The sequence below is a fragment of the Kocuria sp. CPCC 204721 genome (assembly GCF_040980945.1).
Taxonomy (GTDB): Bacteria; Actinomycetota; Actinomycetes; order Actinomycetales; family Micrococcaceae; genus Kocuria; species Kocuria marina.
In genome coordinates, this window is record NZ_JAVKPO010000019.1 from 23,912 (window position 1) to 36,986 (window position 13,075).

18 protein-coding genes and 1 pseudogene are annotated in these 13,075 nt (G+C 64.4%); 12 read left to right on the forward strand and 7 right to left on the reverse strand.

Annotated elements, in window-relative coordinates; genetic code table 11:
• The first annotated feature begins 126 nt into the window (after positions 1–126).
• Entirely contained in the window at positions 127–342 is a 216-nt protein-coding gene (locus RF637_RS12590; RefSeq protein WP_231885621.1) for a hypothetical protein, read from the forward strand.
• Between the two features lie 180 nt (positions 343–522).
• Positions 523–2,136: a replication initiation protein gene (locus tag RF637_RS12595; protein ID WP_368845003.1), complete on the forward strand. Its 1,614-nt coding sequence runs from the start codon at positions 523–525 to the stop codon at positions 2,134–2,136.
• Positions 2,137–2,243: 107 nt separating this feature from the next.
• Here RF637_RS12595 and RF637_RS12600 read toward each other — a convergent pair whose 3' ends face one another.
• From RF637_RS12600 to RF637_RS12615, 4 genes are all read right to left on the reverse strand, one after another.
• Entirely contained in the window at positions 2,244–2,444 is a 201-nt protein-coding gene (locus RF637_RS12600) for a hypothetical protein (protein ID WP_368845004.1), read from the reverse strand.
• Positions 2,437–2,634, reverse strand: coding sequence for an antitoxin VbhA family protein (locus RF637_RS12605; protein WP_035964347.1), 198 nt, complete (start codon positions 2,632–2,634; stop codon positions 2,437–2,439). The genes RF637_RS12600 and RF637_RS12605 overlap by 8 nt, the downstream gene beginning before the upstream one ends.
• 340 nt (positions 2,635–2,974) lie before the next feature.
• Positions 2,975–3,550: a hypothetical protein gene (locus RF637_RS12610; RefSeq protein WP_019311249.1), complete on the reverse strand. Its 576-nt coding sequence runs from the start codon at positions 3,548–3,550 to the stop codon at positions 2,975–2,977.
• On the reverse strand, positions 3,547–3,873 hold the full coding sequence (locus tag RF637_RS12615; RefSeq protein WP_019311248.1) for a type II toxin-antitoxin system Phd/YefM family antitoxin: 327 nt from the start codon (positions 3,871–3,873) through the stop codon (positions 3,547–3,549). The genes RF637_RS12610 and RF637_RS12615 overlap by 4 nt, the downstream gene beginning before the upstream one ends.
• 198 nt (positions 3,874–4,071) lie before the next feature.
• Here RF637_RS12615 and RF637_RS12620 point away from each other — a divergent pair, with 198 nt between their 5' ends.
• The 10 genes from RF637_RS12620 to RF637_RS12665 all read left to right on the forward strand — a co-directional run bounded on the left by RF637_RS12620 (position 4,072) and on the right by RF637_RS12665 (position 9,619).
• Positions 4,072–4,548: a hypothetical protein gene (locus tag RF637_RS12620; RefSeq protein ID WP_368845005.1), complete on the forward strand. Its 477-nt coding sequence runs from the start codon at positions 4,072–4,074 to the stop codon at positions 4,546–4,548.
• Positions 4,502–4,699: a DUF4113 domain-containing protein gene (locus tag RF637_RS12625; RefSeq protein ID WP_368845006.1), complete on the forward strand. Its 198-nt coding sequence runs from the start codon at positions 4,502–4,504 to the stop codon at positions 4,697–4,699. The genes RF637_RS12620 and RF637_RS12625 overlap by 47 nt, the downstream gene beginning before the upstream one ends.
• 338 nt (positions 4,700–5,037) lie before the next feature.
• A complete protein-coding gene (locus tag RF637_RS12630; RefSeq protein ID WP_368845007.1) occupies positions 5,038–5,829 on the forward strand; it encodes a ParA family protein in 792 nt (263 codons plus the stop codon).
• 11 nt (positions 5,830–5,840) lie between these two features.
• On the forward strand, positions 5,841–6,203 hold the full coding sequence (locus RF637_RS12635) for a hypothetical protein (protein ID WP_156523446.1): 363 nt from the start codon (positions 5,841–5,843) through the stop codon (positions 6,201–6,203).
• 525 nt (positions 6,204–6,728) lie between these two features.
• On the forward strand, positions 6,729–7,622 hold the full coding sequence (locus RF637_RS12640; protein ID WP_368845008.1) for an ArdC-like ssDNA-binding domain-containing protein: 894 nt from the start codon (positions 6,729–6,731) through the stop codon (positions 7,620–7,622).
• Between the two features lie 139 nt (positions 7,623–7,761).
• Entirely contained in the window at positions 7,762–7,956 is a 195-nt protein-coding gene (locus RF637_RS12645) for an NrdH-redoxin (protein WP_368845009.1), read from the forward strand.
• 130 nt (positions 7,957–8,086) lie between these two features.
• A complete protein-coding gene (locus RF637_RS12650; RefSeq protein WP_368845010.1) occupies positions 8,087–8,428 on the forward strand; it encodes a hypothetical protein in 342 nt (113 codons plus the stop codon).
• An 85-nt stretch (positions 8,429–8,513) separates the two neighbouring features.
• A complete protein-coding gene (locus RF637_RS12655; RefSeq protein ID WP_047802772.1) occupies positions 8,514–8,741 on the forward strand; it encodes a hypothetical protein in 228 nt (75 codons plus the stop codon).
• A 35-nt stretch (positions 8,742–8,776) separates the two neighbouring features.
• Positions 8,777–9,193 (forward strand): hypothetical protein, encoded by a 417-nt coding sequence (locus RF637_RS12660; RefSeq protein ID WP_368845011.1) that lies wholly within the window; start codon positions 8,777–8,779, stop codon positions 9,191–9,193.
• Positions 9,194–9,376: 183 nt separating this feature from the next.
• Complete coding sequence (locus RF637_RS12665; RefSeq protein ID WP_368845012.1) at positions 9,377–9,619, forward strand: hypothetical protein; 243 nt, start codon at positions 9,377–9,379, stop codon at positions 9,617–9,619.
• Between the two features lie 100 nt (positions 9,620–9,719).
• On the opposite strand, the gene RF637_RS12670 is transcribed toward RF637_RS12665, so the two are convergent.
• The 3 genes and pseudogenes from RF637_RS12670 to RF637_RS12680 all read right to left on the reverse strand — a co-directional run.
• Complete coding sequence (locus tag RF637_RS12670; RefSeq protein ID WP_368845013.1) at positions 9,720–12,467, reverse strand: TrlF family AAA-like ATPase; 2,748 nt, start codon at positions 12,465–12,467, stop codon at positions 9,720–9,722.
• A gap of 91 nt (positions 12,468–12,558) precedes the next feature.
• Positions 12,559–12,843: pseudogene (locus RF637_RS12675) on the reverse strand (integrase core domain-containing protein); the annotation flags it as partial.
• 7 nt (positions 12,844–12,850) lie between these two features.
• A partial coding sequence (locus RF637_RS12680) for a transposase (RefSeq protein WP_368845014.1) occupies positions 12,851–13,075 on the reverse strand: 225 nt, incomplete at its 5' end.

Genomic DNA, 13,075 nt, shown 5'->3' on the forward strand with positions numbered 1-13,075 from the left:
ACACCTAGGCGGGAGCCTTCACTGCGTCTTTACTGCCTCAAGTTTCAGAAACAAGGGGGCAAGAAAATTATGGAGACACGCCCCATACTGCTACCGGTTGCGGTTGCAGTATGCGACGATGGCTTCATGACTGAGTACCAGCAGCCGAAGCTGCAAGGACACAAAGTGGCGTTGTCTACGCGCGTGTCTCCTGAGCAGCATCGTGCGGCCGTCGAAGCGTCTCGTCGAACGGGACTCAGCATGGCCGAGTACATCGGCGCCTTGATCGACCGCGATGCGGGACGACCCAACAAGCTTGACAATAGGGAGGAGCCGCGCCTACCGCTGGCTAATTCCGCTTAAACGACTGACGACCCGCCTGGCAGGGCGGGCCGTCGAAGTCATTTGGCTGTCTCAGGTCGCCAAACTCGCGACAGCCGTTTCAACAGCTAACTGAATCGGAACCTGTCATGAATCCAATATCAGGGGACTGTTATGTCTCCTAGTGTACCTGAGGCGCGTCCACAAGTGGACCCTGCCTTGATGGATGTTGTTCTTTTTTGCCCCGAGACCCCGGCCCGCCGGTTCCTTGAGCACCACCGGATCGAGTACTTCCGGTGCGGTCAAACCAAGTCGCAGGCGTTCCCGAACCGTGGGCGGCCTGCTGGTGACTTCGCGTTCATCCAGCTCAACCCGGCCGATTGGTTGAACTTCCTCGTCGTGGACGTCGATGACGAGGCCGCGTTGTTGAACCTGATGCACCCGGCGGTGCCGGAACCGACGTGGATCATCGAGAACCCGGCCACTGGTCATGCTCAGGCCGGGTGGGCCATCGAACCGGTCTACCGGGGCGAGGGCGCTCGGCCGTGGCCGATCCGCTACGCGGAGGCGGTGCAGCGGGCCCTGGACCGGCTAGTCGATGGGGACCCGTGCTTCACCCGTTATTTGGTGCGCAACCCGGCTGCTGAGTTCCCGGCCGGGCGTGTGTGGTGGGGTCGCAGAGCTAGCCCGTGGTCTTTGGGGGATCTCAAGGCGCACATGGCCGAGTACATTGACCCGTTCCACGACGAGGCTATTGATGGACCCGCCGCGTCAGCCTGGGACCCGGGCACGGCCTTGCTGGGGCGAGCCGGCATCCCGCGGGTCCCGGTAGTGGACACCGCCACGGAGGTGGGGCGCAACACCGCTATCTTCCGCGCCACCCGCCGGTGGCTGTGGGACCAGCGGCAGGCCCGCTACCAGACCCCGACGGAGGCCGCCTCGATCGCCCACGCCAGGGCGCTCAACGCCCAGCTGCCCCACCCTCTGACCGATAGCGAGGTCGCCTGTCTGGCGCGCTCGGCCGTCCGTCAGGTCAACGCCGGCAAGGGACGCCCCACCTCTACCAGTGGTTCCGATGCTGCACACGAGTATCTAGCGCGGATGGGCCGCCGCGGCGGGAAGGCCAGGACCGAGGCCAAGGCGCGTGCGGCGGCAGACAACGCCGCCCAGGCCCGTCAGGCCCGCACCCGCCGTGTGGGGCAGCTGCGGACTCTAGCGGTGCAGTTGCGGGCGGCGGGGGCGACCTACCGGGCCATAGCCGAGGCCGTAGGGCGTACTACACGCACCGTGATGGCCTGGTTGAAAAGCGAACCCATCACACCCGCTGGCAGCCCCGTCGAGGAGGGTGAAGTTCTCCAAGCAACAGGTATTGGTTCCGCCCCCGCGGTGTACCCCGCCCCCGCCCCCGCCCCTAGTGTGGAAGTGCCCCCCGGACCTGCCGATGAAGAGGATGCCCTCGTGACGAGTGAACCCGCCTACCAGTGGCCCGAAGGCGTCCTGCCTGGAGAACCAGACCCCGACTTCCGGGATCGGCTCCCCCCTGAGCACCGCGGCCTCACTCTCTGGGTGCCCCTGGACTACCTGGAGGATCACCCCACTGGCTCCGGGTACTGGTCTTTCACGACCGCCTCCGACTACTGGGAGACAGTCAAGGACGGATCGTTCCACGGTGCTGCGCTGGGTGAGCGAGAACTGCACGTCACTGAAGTTGGGGCTCGTGTTGGAGAAATCCACGGACTGCGCTTCACACACTTGACCGCCGTCTCTTACGAAGTCACTCGAGTCGCTGGCGACTCCCGGTGGTCAGCACGGTTCCCCGGCTACATCGTCTACTGACAAGGCGAAGGCCGGGACGGTTGCCCCAGTGCCGCTGGTGTTTTCGCAACCGTTAGGTGGGTCGGTCAGGGGCGCGGTCAACGGCGGTGTGGTGCGGGGGCGAACATCTACTGCAGGGCAGTAACGTCATGGTCCTCGGGTGCGGACCGGGAGGCGGCGTCGTTGATCGCCCCGGTGAGCTGGGTCCAGTCCAGCCACCAGCCGGCGGCGGTGAGCTCTGTCGTGGTGCAGGCGCCGAACAGGTTGGCCAGGATTCCGGTGTGTGGGTCCAGATACGGGTCACGGTATGGGTTGGGGGCATCACTCAAGGCTGTAGCGGGCGCGGGTGCGCCGAACCAGCTCCTCGATCTCGAGCCCATCTGCGGCGAAACGATCCAGCTCCGCCCGGGTCGCTGTGGTGACGTGAAGTCCTTCCATGGCTGCGCTGTGCACCACGGAGGCCACCTGTTGTGCCCGGTCTATCTCGAGAGCCGGCGGCAGAATGTGTTGCTGAGCCATGGAACCTCCCCGATCAGTGTGTCAAGTCGCGCCATGCACAACTGTCTCCTACTCCCCATTACTTTTGTGTGCCTCGCCGGTCCAAGAAGATGCAGGAGTGTTGATCGGCCGGTGGCCGTCGTGGTCGTTGCCCCAGTCATCGATGATCCGGTGGTGTCGACGGCATTTGGTCCGGTGGTTACGGATCGCTGAGAGAGGTCGGATCTTTACAGGCCTTCCTCATGTGGAGGCCTGGCATGGTCACCTCCCGGTCGGCCAGTGCCCGACGGTCCCCCACACACCCTTGCCGGACCCGGTTGATGTTTCGGTTTGCATTTTGCGCTGGGGCGCACCGGAGGAGTCACCGCGGGGTGGACCAGTACGCCTCGAGCCGGGCCATGGCGTCTTCGGGGGTCATCGCGGCGACTTCTTGGGCGCTCAGTCCGACCTGGGTGATGAGGCGGCGGGCGAGCCAGTCCGGGACGGGTTCCACCGGGACAGGTTCGGGGGTGGCCTCGAGGTCCGCGAAGAGGCGGCCCATGGACTTCAGCACCGTGGTGAGAGCGGTTGCCTGGGGTGAGGTGCCCAGGGCGGCGACACGGGCGGTCATCTCTTGGTAGACCTCATCATCGGATCGGGCGCCGGCGGCCCAGACCTCGGCGACATCGATCACGGTGGCCCCGACGGTGTCAGTGGTCGTTCGCCACACGATGCGCCAGTCGCGGTCGCCGACCACTAGTTTGCGGAAGCCGATGAGGTCTCCCAGTAGTGGTTCGCCGGCCTCGACGGAGCGCTCCAGCAGGAGCATTTTCTTGAAGGCCCAGCGCACGATCTGGGGGTCCTTGCGGTGCAGCCGGTGCAGGTCGGCGATGGCGTCTTCTGTGAGTCGGACGACCGCCCGTGGAGCATCCGGGGTGGAGGGCCCGGGTGTGCTCACGGTCTGCCGGCGGCCAGGTCGGCATCCAGTTCTGTCTCCAGCTGGGCCCGGTCTAGGCCGAAGGCGGTCAGTGCCTCATCCAGGGAGCCGCGCACTCCGCTGTCGGTGGCAGCACGCACGATGACTAGGGCCGCATCGCGCAGGTCTCCCTCCAGGGTGCGCAGCTGCTCCAATTGGCGGGCGCTCACAACGGCGGCCACGGTTTTGCCGTGGCGGGAGACCATGACCTCCTCCCCTGCCTCGGCGTCTTTGATCAGGCCGGCCACACCGCGCTGGGAGGCCTCGGTGACCGAGATGGGATGGGAAAGATCCAGAAGAGACATATCCAAAGTATACATTTTTCTGTGTAGTTTGGGGGCTGGTGAAGATCGCCACCGAGGCCGTCCAGAAGATCCTGCCCGCGCATGGAGGCATGATTTAGGGCCAGATCCCGGGCGGGTACGGGAACCGACTCATAGTTCGGTCGCTGCTAACCGAGGTCTGGGATCGAGACCATCGCCCAGCTGCGTGATGCCGACCCGGTGGCCATCCCGGACAAGTTCTCCGTGGTGCAGATGCGCACCGTCCTGGAGCTCAATGGCTTCCCCGCCATCCCGGTGGAGGACGAGGTGGCGACCAAGCAGCAGATCCTGGTCTCCCGGTCGTTCCTGGACCCGATTCACGACCCGGAGATCGTCGGAGCCGCGGTGGCCGAGTTCGCCCAACGCGCCTCCCACCGGCTGCGGAAGGAAGGCGAGGTCACCGGGCGCTTCCTGGTGTTCGCCAGCACCTCCCCGCACCGGCCCGGACCCGAGCACAGCGTCTCCGCGCACGTGCGCCTGGCCGTGCCCACCAGCGAACCCACTCCCCTGGTGGCCGCGGCCCGAGCGGCCCTGGCGCCCAAGCTGGTGCACGGGATGCAGTACATGCGCGCCGGCATCCTCTGTATGGACCTCGCCTCCGGGGGGGTCCGTGCCCGTCCTGCCCGGCGTCATCGAACAACCAGCACCCCTCGGTGAGTTGATCGACGCTGTAAACCGTCGCTTTGGCACTGCCACCCTTGCGTTGGGGAGACTCGGCACCAACTCCCCTGCCCCCTGGCGCAACCGGCAGACCGACCTATCTCCTAGCTACACCACCGACTGGGCAGAGCTGCGCACGGTCAGCTGAACACCCATGACCGACCGCACCACCGTGGATACCGTCCGTGCCCCCGTGCCCACATGGGCACGGCAAAAGCTCCATCGCTCCGCGGCTTTTCCCGCACCCATGATGGACACCGGGACCCAGCACCCCGCCTGTCCACAACGGCCAGCCCCCTTCCATCGCAACCTCACCTCTGACCCCGGCCGTCGTGGACAGCCTCCTTCCAGCGTGCGAACCGTGGAACACCCAACACCCCGTGCCTATATGCCATAAAGACACGATGACATAAGGTGGGGAGGGAAAGGGTACATAGGCACCATGCCTATAGGTCATAAAGGCACAACTGGAAAGGTGGCTCTGGCGTGGCTCCTCCGCTCACCATCGCAGTAGCTCAGCAGAAGGGCGGAGTCGGTAAGACGACGACTACCGCCAACCTCGCCCACGCCGGCAGTCGTGCCGGCGCCCGAGTCCTTGCTATCGACCTGGACCCCCAGGGCAACCTCACCCGGACTCTCTATGACCAGGAGATACCCGAAGGCCAGCCCATCACCGCCGACGTACTCACCGAAGATGGGCCCGTTCCACTTGCCGACGTCATCGTGTCCACCGCATGGTCCGGGCTAGACCTGGCTCCCACCGTGGATCGGGACCTTGCTGCCGTCGAGCGGGACCTCACCCAGAATCCGCGCACCCCCGCCAGGGTGAAACTGCTGCACGAGGCCATTCAGGCCAGCGAGGTCGCCGCCGGCTATGACGTCGTGCTCATCGACTGCCCTCCCAATATCGGAGCCCTCACCCTGGCCGCGTTGGCAGCCGCCGATCGAGTCCTGGCCGTTACCGAGCCCACCCTTTTCTCTGCTGATGCACTCGTGGAAATCGAGGAAAGCGTGGCCCGGGTCCGCCAGCATTACCACGTGCCCGTGACGCTCTCGGCGGTGCTGGTCAATAAATGGCGATCCAACGTCATTGAAGACCGGCACTGGAGGCTATCCCTGGCCGAACAATTCGGGGACCTAATGCTGGACCCTCCGGTGCCGCAGCGCGTCATTATCAGCCGGGCCATTCAAGCCGGAGTGTCCCTGAGCCAAATGGGAGCTGACGCCAAGCCAATCGCAGACCTCTATGACCGTCACTACCGGACCCTCACCGCCTAGGAGATTCACTGATGCCGACCCAGCACGCCCCCAAAGCATCCCGGCGCCGTCGCAGCGGTGCGGACCCTATCGCGCCCACAGCACCAGAGCAGGAGACGCCCGCGCCGGCGCCTAAACCTGCACCCCAACCTGAAACGCCGCCGCAGTCCACAGCAGCCGTCGAGCAGCGCGACCGACTCCGCGTGACGGTGCCGAAACCTCTGCTCACCGAGCTGAAAAGGGCCTACGTCATCGACGCCGGCCCCGGCATTTCCTGGTCCGACTGGATCACCGGACTGCTCACCACTTCCCTTGATGACCTGCACACCAAGTACGGCGTCGAGGAGTTCACCGGACCCGGAGTGCTCAGCCCAGGACGTCCACGCAGCCAGTGAGCAACGTGCAAGACCATGCCTATGTGTCACCGTGCCTATGGGCCAACGTGCCTATGTGCCACAAAGGCACGATGGCACAAACGAGAGATCTGGACGAAGGCCGGCCCGAGAGCTACGGGTCGGCCTTCGTCCATTCGCGGCCGCCACCGAAAAAGCAGCGGAGCGTTTCCCATGGTCGCCGGCCTGCGGTTCTCCGGCTGCGCCAGCGGCAGTGGGCCGGGCTCTTTCTTCCAAGGACAGGCGACGGGATGAGGTGCCTGGCCGGGGCCGCGTATCGAGCTACTGGCGGCGCGTGGAGACCTCCGAAAAGGCTCAGGGCCTCCGCCCAGCACACCCCCGTCCCAAGGCGCCAAAGGGGCCCCCAGCGCGCACCCTGGGGCGCGGGGCGCCCCGCGCCTAAAAGCCAAATAAATACCGGCCGCGCGCCACCAAAATATCAGTAAAACCAGGAAAAAGACTTGCCACATTTACGCGGGGGGACTAGTATAGAACTATAAGAAAGACCACCAAGGAAAGGGAAAAATAATGACCACCAAGACCAAGACCCGCAAGACCGCCGAACAGCGCCAGGCCGAGGCAAAGGCCCTGCACGAGAAGCTGACCAACCAGGTCGAGGCTCTGGCGACCTCGGGGGAGTGGCAGAAGTTCCTGGACTACGCCGCCAGCTTCCACAATTTCAGCATCAACAACGTCCTGCTGATCACCGCCCAGTGCCCGCACGCGACCCAGGTCGCCGGCTTCCGCCAGTGGCAGGCCAAGGGCCGCCAGGTGCGCAAGGGCGAGAAGTCCATCAAGATTTTTGGCTACAGCTCCAAGAAGATCACCGAGAAGAACGAGCAGACCGGAGAGGACGAGGAGAAGAAGATCACCATTTTTCCGATCCTCTCCGTGTTCGACATTTCCCAGACCGACCCCATCGAAGGCGTGGCCGCCCCGGCTCACCCGGCCCGCCGCCTGGAGGGCACCGACGACGCTGACCTGTACGACCGCACCGCCGCCTACCTGGAGGGCATCGGCTGGACCGTCACCCGCGAGCCCATCCCGGGGGAGACCAACGGCTACACCACCACCGACGGCACCCGCCGCGTCGTCGTGGAGGCCAACGTCTCCGACGCCCAGGCCGCCAAGACCGCGATCCACGAGGCCGCCCACGTCCTCCTGCACGCCGATGAGGACCACGCCGAATACATCGCCCACCGTGGCATCAAGGAGACCGAGGCCGAGTCCGTGGCCTACATCGTCGCTGGAATTTTCGGCCTGGACACCGCCGCCTACTCCGTGGGCTACGTCGCCGGGTGGAGCAAGACCGACCCCGAGACCATCAAGGCCACCGCCGCAAACGTCCTGCGCGCTACGCACACCCTCACCGAAGCCCTGGACCCCATCGAGGCCGACGAGGACACCGAGCCCACCACCTGACCATCCGACCCCGTGCCGGGGGAGGGCCCCCGCCCCTCCCCGGCACTTTCCCCCCAGCACCGAGCAGGAGGCCCCCGATGGCTACCGTGACCCTCTACACCGCCCCCACTGCACCGACTGCACCGCCGCAGCCCAAGCGATGGACCGTAAGCGCATCCCCTACGCGCCGGTCAGCCTGGCCACCGTCCCGGCGTCCCTGGACTACGTGAAGAACCTCGGCCACCAACGCGCCCCGGTGACCGTGATCGAGGACGACCACGGCGCCGTGGTGGACCACTGGAGCGGATACCGCCCCGACAAGCTGATGGGCCTGGCCCGGACGCTGAGCACCTGAACACCAGAGGGGCGGCCCGCCAGCACCAGCAGACCGCCCCTCCCGTCGCCGGCAGCAGCATCCCTCCGGGATACACGCCCCCGCCCGCCGGCACCCGAGGCCACCCCCGCCCCCAGGAAGGACCCCAGCCATGTCCATCACCTACACCCCCGCCACATGCGCCCCGGTCGAGGCCACCGCGGCGGCCCAGGCCGCCGGGGTGCGGCCAGGGTTCCGCGTCGTCATGGCCGCAGACGCCCACGACCGCGCGTGCGCCCTCTCCGGCCACCAAGAGCCCACCCAGGGCACCGCGGCTGTCATGGAAGCCCTCAGCGCCACCCTGGAGGCGCTGATCAGCAAACACCACCGGCTGAGCGTGGGCACCACCTGGACGATCCACACCGGCCACCTCGGGCCGGCCCGCTGGACCGTGCTCGTGGCCGCCGACGACACCCACTCCGCCGACGTCGTTCTCTACATCACCCCGGCCTAGACCCAACCGGCCGGGGTCTGACCCCGGCCTACGCTGGGATTACCGACCCCGCCGGCTCCCGCGCCCTTCCGAAAGGACTTCCTGAATGAGCCAAGAACTCACCGACGCCCAAGCCGCCGCCCTGAGCAGCTGGAAGCAGTCTCAGGACAAAGCCGAACAGGCGCGCAAGCTCACCGAAGAAGCGGCCCAGGAGGCCCGAGAAGCCGTCACGGCTCTGAGCAGGAACGGCATGAGCCAGAAAGCGATCGCCGCACTACTGGGGATCGGCCAGCAGCGCGTCTCCCAGCTCATCATCCGAACGCCCCGCCCCTGACTCCTAGCGGGGCCGCGCCCATCGAAGGGAACACCATGAGCGTCGAGCCCACTCTCACCTATCAGCTGGATTCCACCACCTATAAGGTGCTGACCGAGGCCCTGGAGCAACACGCGGCCCATCAGGAGCTCCTCACCCGTCAAGCACAGTTCGCCCCCACCACCGAGGACCGCATGACCCTGCTGCACGAGGTCCTGCACGCCGAGGAACTGCGCCGCACCATCGAAGCCGCCCACAGCGCCGGTCAAGTCAGCATCACCCTGGTGCCGGGCACCTACCAGCTGCTCACCGAGGCACTGTCCGGCTACCACGACGACCAGATGCACGCCGCCGAAGAAGCTACCCAGGAACACGACGACCCCGACGACGGGGATCCAGCCCGTCAAGCAGCAGCTATCGCCGATCGACTACACCTCCAAGCCGTCGAAGCCGCCTACTGCCCGCATCACTGATACAGATCCCAAGGGCACGTATGGAGATCATCGGCACCATCCGACCTGACACCAACGAAGGAATCGCCGCAGAAGGCGATGGCTACATGGACGCCCGGGAAAAGCTGCTGGCCGCAGTCCCCGAGGGTTACACCATCTTGCACGCGCGTCGAGAGGCATGCCCCAGATAGGCAGGGCCAGGAGGTGGTGGATGCGTCAGGGACACCGCTGTGGCACCACGACGCCAGATCCCCGGAGGAACTCAAGTACCGGCAGGCGGCCAAAGCACAGTTCGAGGCGCAGCGGCAGGAGGTATTTGCCAATCCGCAGTACGTGAGCCACGGCAACAACTTCCGCTTCACCTGCAAGGCGTGCAACAAAGTGTTTGACAGCTACTACGCCGAAGCGAGGCATCGGGACGCCAAGTGTTCCATCCCAGGCAAGTAGAGCGTGAACGCACTACCCGGCCCAATGTGCCCCAGGCGACCGGGTTATGAGACCAGGTGTTAGGGATAAGCTGCCGGCGCGTCGTGAACGGCTTTTGGGTCTAGCCAAGAGATCCGATCAAGCGCCTATAGCGAGTCTTGATCGCTTCCTCGCCGCCCTCGAGGATTTCGCACACATTGTCCTTCACTGCCGCCTGTTGGAGGGTTCCCTCTGCTTCGATAGCGGGCAGTGCATCTCCGTGTCGCAACACGGTGATGTTTTCCGACCCCGATGTCACGACCACGTTGGCGTTGTGAGTAGAGATGATGAGTTGGCGGTTGCGCTTGATGGTCTTGAGCGTTTCGACCGCCAGATGCCGGATCAGCTTGTTTTCCAGGTCGTCCTCGGGCTGATCAAGGAGCAACGGGTCCGGCCCCATCTGGAGAATGACCGCCAGCAATGCTGCCGTCTTCTGCCCAGGGGACCCCCGATCCACGGGGACGAAATTCCCCCCGTCATATGGTCGGTAGCGCACTGAGACGAGGTCGTCTGGGAACCAGAGCATGATGTCGGTGACCAGGTCGAATGTGTCGGCGTTCGCGAGGCGGTTGTAGAAACGCGCGTCGACCTTGAACCCAGATGCAATCTCTGAGGCAACCCCATCTTCGGCCAGCGCGATGAGCCTTTGCTTGAACCCAACGACTTGGCCTGCGAACTTCGGGTTCTTGGGTTGGTGACCGTTCAAAAAGGACGCGATTCCGTCGTTCGTGAACGCCGAGTCGAACGAGTCGGAAAAGTTCAACAAGTCGCGGAGCGAACTACCCAGACTGCCGATGTCGCCCTGATGGAACACTTCAACCTTCGTCAGGGATCCATCAGAGGAGTTCAGCGAGTCAGTGAATGCCTTTCGGCGCTCGAAGAGTTCGCGTCGTTTGTCGACGACTGAGGACATGACCTCATCGATCACAGCCTGTTGCTGCGCCCGGCGCTCATCGGAGTTCTCGACCGTGCGCAATTCCGCGTCCAGCTCGGCTTCTCGTTGCCGATCCTTAAGAGTCTGCTCCGGCGTAGCACGTGACTGCCCGCCCTGTTCACTCAACCACGCGTTGAGCTCAGCAACTCGCGCTTGCCACTGCTGACGCGCAGGTCCCGCCTCCCACTCTGACCTCGCGGTGCTCAACACCCGAGACGCTTCCTCCAAAAGGTTCGCCGCGCGCGTGAACGACGCCGAGCGGTCGGAGTGTTCGTCGACATTCAACGGCTCGGTCGTAAGCCCGCGCAACGTTGTCGCCTGTTCGTTCACTCCGCGTTCGATCTCAGCCACCCGCTCCTCTGCGGACGCGGACTGCCGCAGTCGAGTCTCAAGCGTCTCGAGCTCCTGATACTCATCACTCGCCCTGACTTCTTCGAGGTGACGCAGACGACCCCGAACCTCTTCCAGCTCGCCCCGAATCCGGTCGGCCTTCTCAGACTCGGCGAGCAGTTGGCGCAGCTTGTTCCTCTCACCTTTGAATCGAAGCTGCAGTCTCTCGTACTCCTCATCCCACTCGGCTCGCCGAATTTCCGGCATGTCATCGAGGATGGTGAGAAAGCTCTGCGGCTTGGAAGCCAACTCGTAGATCTGCTTTTGGCTGAAGACGCGGACCGGTGCGCGGTCGAACACTCGCCCAGCCTGAACATCCCACTCAGATCCGTTCCAGAGCTCGATCTTCGATTGCGTCGGGTCAGACCCCAGCCACGTCATCCTCAGTAGACGTCCGTCTCTGGTGTACTCGACTGTGATCCGGGTTCCGCTAGTCCACCACCGCTGCTCCGGCTCGACCACAGGATCGAATCTGACCAGGTCACTTGCTACACCCTGAGGCAATTCATTCGTACGACCGAGCGCTAGCCGGAGCAGTTCGATGACGGTTGACTTGCCCACACCGCGACCGCCGATGAGGCAGTTCATCCAGGGGCCAAACCGGTACGTTTCGGTCGTCCCGCGATGGCTCACCTCGAGCGATCTGATATGGCCGTGGTCGACGTCATTTGGATCGTCGTAGTCCTTGACGCACCGCCGGATCGACTCCAGCGGATCTGAGAGCGCCAGACGCAGCCCTTGAAGGTCGAAAGTCTCCGCCTTGACGAGTGTGAGGTGGGTGCCAGGTGCCTTAGCAGAGGCGGGGTCTGGGTGAGAATCGGTGGTGAGATGGTGTGCGTCCGAACCTAGGAGCGGCACCCATTTGCAGCTGGCGGCCTTGCTGAGCGCATTGTCGTCGATCACTTCGACGGCGTGAATATGGGGACTCTTTCCAAGGGTGTCCAGATCACGCGAGTCAATCGTGAATACCCCGTGCTTCTTGTCGGCATGAGCCGGCACGCAAAGTCCGTTCAGCTCGTCAATGATTTCCGCCGCAGCGCCCACTGTCACACCGGCGGTTTGGTCGCTGTTTCCCCGGGTTCCTTTGTACTTGCACAGCGTCAGTGTCTGGTTGACGATCTCGGCCGGGCTCTGGGGATCGAAGATCGCGAGAACGTGTGTCCCGCCAGTCACCGTCAGCTCAACGCCCGGAAAGATCACAAGTGACGCGAGGTCTGGATTTTCCGCCTTCAACTCGGCGAGGGCAGCACGCGCTTGGTCGATGCCCTCATGCGTGTTGTGATCGGCGACCACGATGCCGTCTACGCCGGCGTCAATGTACGCCTGGATCCACTCCTTGAAGGTTGGCTTCGGAGCACCGTTCTGCACATCGGGGAGACCGCCGTAATCGAAGGACGCAGGCGAGTGCGCGTGGATGTCTAGACTCCACCAACGCGCACCGACTCTCCGGCTCGTCGGGGAGTCGGCCCCGGCTTCGTCGGGAACTTCAGCCTGAGATTTGCCCATACTGAATAGTTTCACGCCGACTGCGCGCTCAAGCGATCGAACCGCCGCAGGGATTGCCCCGACTTTCCCTGACTCTCGGGGTTGATGGTTTTCAGGCGGCTCGGAGGCCTTGATTAATGGTCTCAAACTCGACCGGCGTGAGGCGACCGAGACGGCGTTGGCGGCGCCGGCGGTGATAGGTCTTCTCGATCCAGGTCACGATCGACAGCCGCAGGTCCTCCCGGGTGGACCAGCGTTGCCGGTCCAGGACGTTCTTCTGGAGTAGGGCGAAAAAGGACTCCATGGCGGCGTTGTCCGCGCACGCCCCGACCCTACCCATCGACCCCACGAGGCCATGGTGGGTGAGCTCGTGCACGAACTTCCGGGCTCGAAATTGACCAGGTTCAACCGGTCGTTGCAACACCGGCTTGTTGGAGCAACAGTAGCTGCTCGTTGAAGGCCTCGGCAGGGGTCTTCCAGCCCAGCGTCTTGCGGGGCCTTGTGTTGAGTGCGTGAGCGACGGCTTCAATCTCCTCGGCCGACCAGCTCGACAGGTCAGTGCCCTTGGGGAAGTACTGGCGCAGTAGTCCGTTGGTGTTCTCGTTCGTGCCGCGTTGCCAGGGGGACTG

Bases quoted from the DNA above. Each gene is read 5' to 3' on its own strand.
- RF637_RS12590 (WP_231885621.1), top strand. From the start codon at position 127: ATGACTGAGTACCAGCAGCCGAAGCTGCAAGGACACAAAGTGGCGTTG.
- RF637_RS12595 (WP_368845003.1), top strand. From the start codon at position 523: ATGGATGTTGTTCTTTTTTGCCCCGAGACCCCGGCCCGCCGGTTCCTT.
- RF637_RS12605 (WP_035964347.1), bottom strand. From the start codon at position 2,634: ATGGCTCAGCAACACATTCTGCCGCCGGCTCTCGAGATAGACCGGGCA.
- RF637_RS12615 (WP_019311248.1), bottom strand. From the start codon at position 3,873: ATGTCTCTTCTGGATCTTTCCCATCCCATCTCGGTCACCGAGGCCTCC.
- RF637_RS12635 (WP_156523446.1), top strand. From the start codon at position 5,841: ATGCCGACCCAGCACGCCCCCAAAGCATCCCGGCGCCGTCGCAGCGGT.
- RF637_RS12640 (WP_368845008.1), top strand. From the start codon at position 6,729: ATGACCACCAAGACCAAGACCCGCAAGACCGCCGAACAGCGCCAGGCC.
- RF637_RS12645 (WP_368845009.1), top strand. From the start codon at position 7,762: ATGGACCGTAAGCGCATCCCCTACGCGCCGGTCAGCCTGGCCACCGTC.
- RF637_RS12650 (WP_368845010.1), top strand. From the start codon at position 8,087: ATGTCCATCACCTACACCCCCGCCACATGCGCCCCGGTCGAGGCCACC.
- RF637_RS12655 (WP_047802772.1), top strand. From the start codon at position 8,514: ATGAGCCAAGAACTCACCGACGCCCAAGCCGCCGCCCTGAGCAGCTGG.
- RF637_RS12660 (WP_368845011.1), top strand. From the start codon at position 8,777: ATGAGCGTCGAGCCCACTCTCACCTATCAGCTGGATTCCACCACCTAT.
- RF637_RS12670 (WP_368845013.1), bottom strand. From the start codon at position 12,467: ATGGGCAAATCTCAGGCTGAAGTTCCCGACGAAGCCGGGGCCGACTCC.